The organism is Baaleninema simplex PCC 7105 (genome assembly GCF_000332355.1).
GTDB lineage: Bacteria > Cyanobacteriota > Cyanobacteriia > Cyanobacteriales > Geitlerinemataceae > Baaleninema > Baaleninema simplex.
Map to the genome: position 1 here is coordinate 419,265 of NZ_KB235958.1, position 6,101 is coordinate 425,365.

At 53.1% G+C, this 6,101-nt stretch carries 6 protein-coding genes and 1 pseudogene; 5 read left to right on the plus strand and 2 right to left on the minus strand.

The genetic code is table 11. The features are described from left to right. Nucleotides 1-51: 51 nt before the first annotated feature. Complete coding sequence (locus GEI7105_RS0103830) at nt 52-327, minus strand: type II toxin-antitoxin system HigB family toxin (protein WP_158413152.1); 276 nt, start codon at nt 325-327, stop codon at nt 52-54. Nucleotides 328-593: 266 nt separating this feature from the next. Here GEI7105_RS0103830 and GEI7105_RS0103835 point away from each other — a divergent pair, with 266 nt between their 5' ends. The 5 genes from GEI7105_RS0103835 (at nt 594) to GEI7105_RS0103855 (ending at nt 5,779) form a co-directional block, all read left to right on the plus strand. Then, the gene (locus GEI7105_RS0103835; protein WP_017659165.1) at nt 594-1,085 is read left to right on the plus strand and encodes an SLOG cluster 4 domain-containing protein; all 492 of its coding nucleotides are present in this window, start codon (nt 594-596) and stop codon (nt 1,083-1,085) included. A 166-nt stretch (nt 1,086-1,251) separates the two neighbouring features. Then, nucleotides 1,252-2,247, plus strand: a complete 996-nt coding sequence (locus tag GEI7105_RS0103840; RefSeq protein WP_144053655.1) for a coiled-coil domain-containing protein — start codon at nt 1,252-1,254, stop codon at nt 2,245-2,247. 113 nt (nt 2,248-2,360) lie between these two features. Further along, nucleotides 2,361-4,151, plus strand: coding sequence for an aspartate kinase (locus GEI7105_RS0103845; RefSeq protein ID WP_017659167.1), 1,791 nt, complete (start codon nt 2,361-2,363; stop codon nt 4,149-4,151). 116 nt (nt 4,152-4,267) lie between these two features. After that, the gene (gene truB / locus GEI7105_RS0103850; RefSeq protein WP_017659168.1) at nt 4,268-5,176 is read left to right on the plus strand and encodes a tRNA pseudouridine(55) synthase TruB; all 909 of its coding nucleotides are present in this window, start codon (nt 4,268-4,270) and stop codon (nt 5,174-5,176) included. A gap of 81 nt (nt 5,177-5,257) precedes the next feature. Then, on the plus strand, nt 5,258-5,779 hold the full coding sequence (locus GEI7105_RS0103855) for a hypothetical protein (RefSeq protein ID WP_017659169.1): 522 nt from the start codon (nt 5,258-5,260) through the stop codon (nt 5,777-5,779). On the opposite strand, the pseudogene GEI7105_RS39660 reads toward GEI7105_RS0103855, so the two are convergent. Next, nucleotides 5,766-6,101, minus strand: a pseudogene (locus tag GEI7105_RS39660) (RNA-guided endonuclease TnpB family protein); the annotation flags it as partial. The gene GEI7105_RS0103855 and the pseudogene GEI7105_RS39660 overlap by 14 nt on opposite strands.

Below are 6,101 nucleotides of genomic sequence, written 5' to 3' on the forward strand. Positions count from 1 at the left end.
ATTCAATCTGTTCCCCGATTTGTATTTTATTTTATGTTTTCGTGTTTCATTTTATGTCTTCCACTTTCCTCGATTATACTCTTTATGAGTTAGTATGCTTTCTATTTTTACGATTTTAAGTTGGTAATTTATTTTGGTTATGAGTCTGTAATGATTTCCTTTTATATTAAAAACTGTATATCCTTCCACATAATCTACCGAACGGTTATAAGTTTGTTTAATTTCTGACAAATGTTTCCATCGTGCTTTCTCTGTAATTTTTTTCCAGGTATTGAGTGCTATTTTTGCATCAGGATACTGTTGAGAGAATTTCTGGATTACTGCCATATTTAAAATTCTCATAGGTGATTTTATGAGTGAAGTTTGTTCTCAAAATGAGAACAAACTCTAATTTAGCCTGTAGATTGGCTCGTGTCAAGGGGATTGGCGAAATTAGGGGTTCGATCGAGCGAATTTCAATACATAGCTGAGCGACTTTGTCAAGATAAAACTGCAAAAACATCGCGAGTACGTTAAAATGAATAGCCGAAACTGTAACCTGTGTAACAAATCAGCTCGCTCCGCAGTACGCGAACCTAACGGAATTGAGATCGATGCGAAAACACATCATTGGCGTCATGGGACCCGGAGACGGCGCAACCGAGAGCGATCGCGCCCAAGCCAGAGAACTCGGAAACGCGATCGCCTCTCGAGGGTGGGTACTGCTGACAGGCGGGCGCAACATTGGCGTCATGGAAGCCGCCAACCAAGGCGCAAAAGAAGCAGGCGGACTGACGATCGGCATTCTCCCCGACAGCGACGCCAGCCACCTATCCGACTGTATCGATTTACCCATTTTTACCGACCTCGGCAACGCCCGAAACAACATCAACGTCTTATCTAGCGATGTCGTCGTTGCCTGCGGAATGGGACTCGGCACCGCCTCAGAAGTTGCCTTAGCCTTAAAAAACGGAAAATCCGTCGTATTGCTAAACGTCGATCTCATTACGCAAGATTTCTTTCAAAAATTCGCTATCAATATCGCCGTGGCTCAAACCGCAGCCGAGGCGATCGAAATCGTAGAAGCCCTCATCGAACCCCAGTAACCGTCAATTCCTGACAAGACGCTCTAGCGGTCTCCAGACTCGATCGGCTAAACTAAACGGGTAAAATTCCCGTGTCAGCACCTCTTGGGGTCTCGCTTGACTCGCTGCAAAATCTTTCCCAACTCAACCGTTGTGTCGTCCCAGTCGTGACCTAGGAAAAGCCACCATGTCCAACGCACCAACGTCCTCCAACACAACGGCCAAGCAGAAACCCCAGAAACGGCGGAGTCTACCCGAACTGCTCGAAATGGTTTCGATCGCGGGTTCCGGCGTCGGTATTGGTGTCGCCTTCCTCACCCAACAAGTGTTGCACGCTGCCGTCCCCATGACGATCGCCATGTCCCTCGGCGTCATCAACCGCCAGCGATTTCAGAAGCAGATGCAGCAGGAGTACGTCACCTCGATTACACAACTCCATCAAAACCTCAAAACCTTTCCCAATCCCGTTAATCTCGATCCCGTATTGCAGAAAGTGGTGAGTCTCGAACAGGCGAACCAGGCGATAAACCGACAACTCGAACACCTGCAACGGGAACTTCGACATCAAGCCAAGCCGCAACAAATGGCAGAGATGCGACAGGCGATCGCCAACCTGAAAACCGATCTCGATCGAATGCAAGCCTTCGCCAACCAGCAACGAGAACGCGAACGCCAAGTCAACCAGCAAATCGCCCAACTCCACAACTGGTTCGAGCAGCTACCCCAGCCGCAAAAAGCCACCGAATACAAACGAGTCGAAAACGCGATCGCCCTTCTCCATCGCGAACTCGCCGTCATCAAAGGTCGCCTCGCCCCCCTCGAAGCCAGCGACTTATCCGGCGTCCAAGCCAACATCACCCAACTGCAAGGCTACTTACAACAAGTCTCTGACGGCATAAAACCCCTCAAACGCAGACAGCGGGACATGGTGAAACGGCTGTTTCCACGTATGATCGAACTGCTTAACGAACTGCGTCCAACCGAAGAAACGCCCCAAGACGTTAAAAAAGCGGTCGTTCACCGTCCGCCACCACCGACTGTCAGCCACACCATGCGCCAATCCAACCCCCAAACGCCCCAGCAGGGGAACGGTTGGCAAGCCTACACCCAAGCCGAGATGTTACGCCAACGCCGCGATCGACACAACGCACAACAGCAACGTCAAGGCGATTCGAGTCTGTGATGGAGGTTGATGGGTTGATGGAGAAAACACTATTCCCCGTTCCCTATCAACTATTCCTGCAAGTACTATGAGATAATAGCCGATCGCCACCGGAAGTTTAATGGGGTGAGGGTATGGCGCCAATCGTGCAAAAATACGGGGGAACCTCTGTCGGATCGATCGAACGACTGCAAGCGGTTGCCCAGCGTGTCGCAAACACCGCCAAAAACGGACAGCCTGTCGTGGTGGTGGTGTCGGCGATGGGAAAAACGACAGATAGTCTCGTGCAGATGGCGGGCGAAATTTCGTCGAATCCCTGTCGCCGGGAAATGGATATGCTGCTCTCGACGGGGGAACAGGTTTCCATCGCCCTGTTGAGTATGGCATTACAAGAACGGGGCGTTCCCGCCATTTCCATGACCGGGGCGCAAGTGGGAATCGTCACCGAAGCCGCCCATAGTCGCGCCCGCATTCTGCAAATTCAAACCGATCGCCTCGAACGTCACCTCAACGCCGGTAAAGTCGTCGTCGTGGCGGGATTCCAGGGAATCGCCCTCGGAGAAGAATTAGAAATTACCACCCTGGGGCGGGGCGGTTCCGATACCTCCGCCGTGGCGTTAGCCGCCGCCCTCAACGCCGATCGCTGCGAAATCTATACCGACGTTCCCGGTATCCTCACCACCGATCCGCGTTTGGTTCCTGACGCCCAACTCATGGACGAAATCACCTGCGACGAAATGCTGGAGTTGGCCAGTTTGGGGGCGAAAGTCCTGCATCCTCGGGCGGTGGAAATCGCCCGCAACTACGGCGTTACGTTAGTAGTGCGATCGAGTTGGACCGACGATCCCGGTACTCGCGTCATCGCCCCGGAACGCACCCCGCGCAAGTTAGAAGGCTTGGAACTGGTGCATCCAGTCGATGCAGTGGAATTCGACGCAGATCAGGCGAAAGTGGCGCTGTTGCGGGTGTGCGATCGCCCCGGTATCGCCGCCACGCTCTTCGGTGAAATCGGGCGTCAAAGCGTCGATGTCGATTTAATCGTCCAGTCGATTCACGAAGGAAACACCAACGACATCGCCTTTACCGTCACCAAAAACATACTCGATCGCGCCGAATCCGTCGCAGCGGCGATCGTTCCCGCCCTGTCTCCGCAAAGCGAGAACAACCAAACCGACGTTATCGTCGATCGCGACATCGCCAAAGTCAGTATCGTTGGCGCAGGAATGATCGGACGTCCCGGCGTGGCGGCGGAAATGTTCAGTACCCTCGGAAAAGCCGGGGTCAACATTCAAATGATTTCCACCTCGGAAGTTAAAGTCAGTTGCGTGATTGACGCATCAGACGGCGATCGCGCCATTGCAGCCCTGTGCGAGACCTTCGACGTTCACATCTCCACCGTGCGCGAACGGGAAATCGCCGACGCCGACGCCGTGAAACCGCCCGTCGTGCGGGGTGTGGCGATCGATCGCGGACAAGCTCGTCTAGCCATTTTACAAGTTCCCGATCTGGCCGGACGCGCCGCGCGAATTTTCCAATTCCTCGCCGAACACGGAATCAGCATCGATACCATCATCCAATCCCAACGCTGTCGCATCCTCAACAACATCCCCACCCGCGACATCGCCTTTACCATCGCCCAAACCGACGCGGAAGTGGCGCGAGAACTCCTGACGCCCTTGTTGGAAGAAATGGGATGCGGCGAGTTAGTCGTTGACGAATCCATTTCTAAGGTGAGTATTGTCGGTTCGGGGATGATCGGACAACCGGGAGTCGCGGCGAAAATGTTCGCCGCCCTCGCCAAAGAAAACATCAACATCCAAACCATCGCCACCTCAGAAATCAAAATTAGCTGTGTCGTTCCTGAAGATGACGGCGTGAAAGCCTTACAAGCGGTTCACGCGGCGTTTGGGTTGTCGAAGGGGTGACGGAGCAAGGGAGCAGGGGAGAGGGGGAGAGGGGGAGAGGGGGAGAGAGGGAGAGGGGGAGAAATTGTCAATTATCAATTGTCTTCCCTCCTCATCGCAGTAATTCGGATCGATCGATGACTGATACAAAATCTCTGGCGGGATTTCTCAACCTGGACAAACCTCAAGGTTGGACATCTCACGATTGCGTCGCCAAGGTGCGGCGATTGTTGAAATTAAAAAAAGTCGGTCATGGAGGAACCCTCGATCCGATGGCGACGGGGGTTTTACCCATCGCCGTGGGAAAAGCGACGCGGTTGATTCAATATCTCCCGTCGGGAAAGGCTTATAACGCCACGGTGCGGTTTGGGGTGCGAACCACGACTGACGATCTCGAGGGAGAGACGATTTCAGTTAAGCCGAATTCGGGGGTGACGTTGGAATCTGTGCGTCAGGCGATTCCGCAATTTATCGGATCGATCGCCCAAATTCCACCGAAATACAGCGCCATTCAAGTGGACGGAAAACGGCTGTACGATTTAGCCAGGGCGGGAGAAGACGTTGAGGTTCCCTCGCGACAGGTGGAAATTTCCAGCATTGACATTCTCGATTGGCGCAACGGTGAATTTCCAGAAGTGGATTTAGCGATCGCCTGTGGCGGCGGAACTTATATTCGCGCGATCGCCCGTGATTTGGGAGAAGTCCTCGGAAGCGGCGCAACGTTGGCGCAACTGCTTCGCACCCACAGCAGCGGCTTTTCGATTGCGGAGAGTTGGACGATCGATCGCCTCGCCGAAACCGTCGAAAATAACGAATTGCAACTGTTTCCCCCAGAATCGGCGTTGAAACACCTTCCGTCTCTGTCGCTTCCCGAAACGCTGGCGCAACGGTGGCGCCAAGGACAACGGTTGCAACTCGACGACGTTCAACCGGGAAGTGAATTCGTCGCAGTTTTTGACGAAATGGGAACCTTCCTCGGCGTGGGAACTTGGAAACCGAACCAAGCTCTCCCGGTTCTCGCCCCGAAAATGGTATTCGATCGGTAATATTCCTAGAAACTGGATTTCTGCGTAATTTCGAGTGTGTTAGGTTTGCAGTAGAGCTTATCGTCTTTCTGTCCGCGATCGATGACTTCCCAAAACTCTCCCGAAGAATCCCGCAATTTCAAACCGAACCGAGAAAAAGAAGACGAACAGTTTCAAACTGACATTTTTCGGGGTCGAAAATTCACCTTAGCCGATGCGATCGCCAAGGAAGGGGGAACGTTTCTCAAGGGAGAATCCCCCGTTCCCAAATTAGAACAAGCAAAGGCGACAATTCATTATTTTATCGATCGCAACTTATCGGATATTTCCGGCGCGTTGCAAGCGATTCTGCAACGGTGGCTTGACGAGGACACCATCCGAGTCGCGCGAAATCTCGAAACCCCCTTACAGGCATTGTTAGAACTCCTCGACTCCCTCGTCAACAATTCTGAAATGCTGTACGAATTCGTGCGACAAGTCGATGTCAAGTGGGGCGAATTGAACGACGAACGCCCCCATTTCCAACGTCCCCACCAACCCCCCCATCCCGAGGACGAATATACTCACGAGTCGGTTCGCCAACAACTCCTCGAATTGCGCCGTCGCGTGGAAGCGTCGTTTTGACATCCTCTCCCAGCAACCCGTTCCGGGTATGCAGGGAGATTCCTTGGGTCGCCCCAAAGATTTCCTGCTTCACAGCCAGCCAACTAGAATCAGTGACCCGATCCCCCGTCGCCTCGACTCCACAGGCATTTTCGATTTGCCGTTGCCCACGGCTACAGATAACTTGTCCACTCGCCACAGTCTACGGGGCTTTCGTTGACCCGCAGTTGTGGCAGTGATGAATTCGAGTTGAGAGGTCTTTACGAACCTCCTGCCCCACGAATCGTGGCACTTCTCAGGAGTGCCACGAGCATCCACCTTGCCGTAATACACATCACGCTTC

Bases quoted from the DNA above. Each gene is read 5' to 3' on its own strand.
- GEI7105_RS0103845 (WP_017659167.1), top strand. From the start codon at position 2,361: ATGGCGCCAATCGTGCAAAAATACGGGGGAACCTCTGTCGGATCGATC.
- GEI7105_RS0103830 (WP_158413152.1), bottom strand. From the start codon at position 327: ATGGCAGTAATCCAGAAATTCTCTCAACAGTATCCTGATGCAAAAATA.
- GEI7105_RS0103855 (WP_017659169.1), top strand. From the start codon at position 5,258: ATGACTTCCCAAAACTCTCCCGAAGAATCCCGCAATTTCAAACCGAAC.
- GEI7105_RS0103835 (WP_017659165.1), top strand. From the start codon at position 594: ATGCGAAAACACATCATTGGCGTCATGGGACCCGGAGACGGCGCAACC.
- truB (WP_017659168.1), top strand. From the start codon at position 4,268: ATGACTGATACAAAATCTCTGGCGGGATTTCTCAACCTGGACAAACCT.
- GEI7105_RS0103840 (WP_144053655.1), top strand. From the start codon at position 1,252: ATGTCCAACGCACCAACGTCCTCCAACACAACGGCCAAGCAGAAACCC.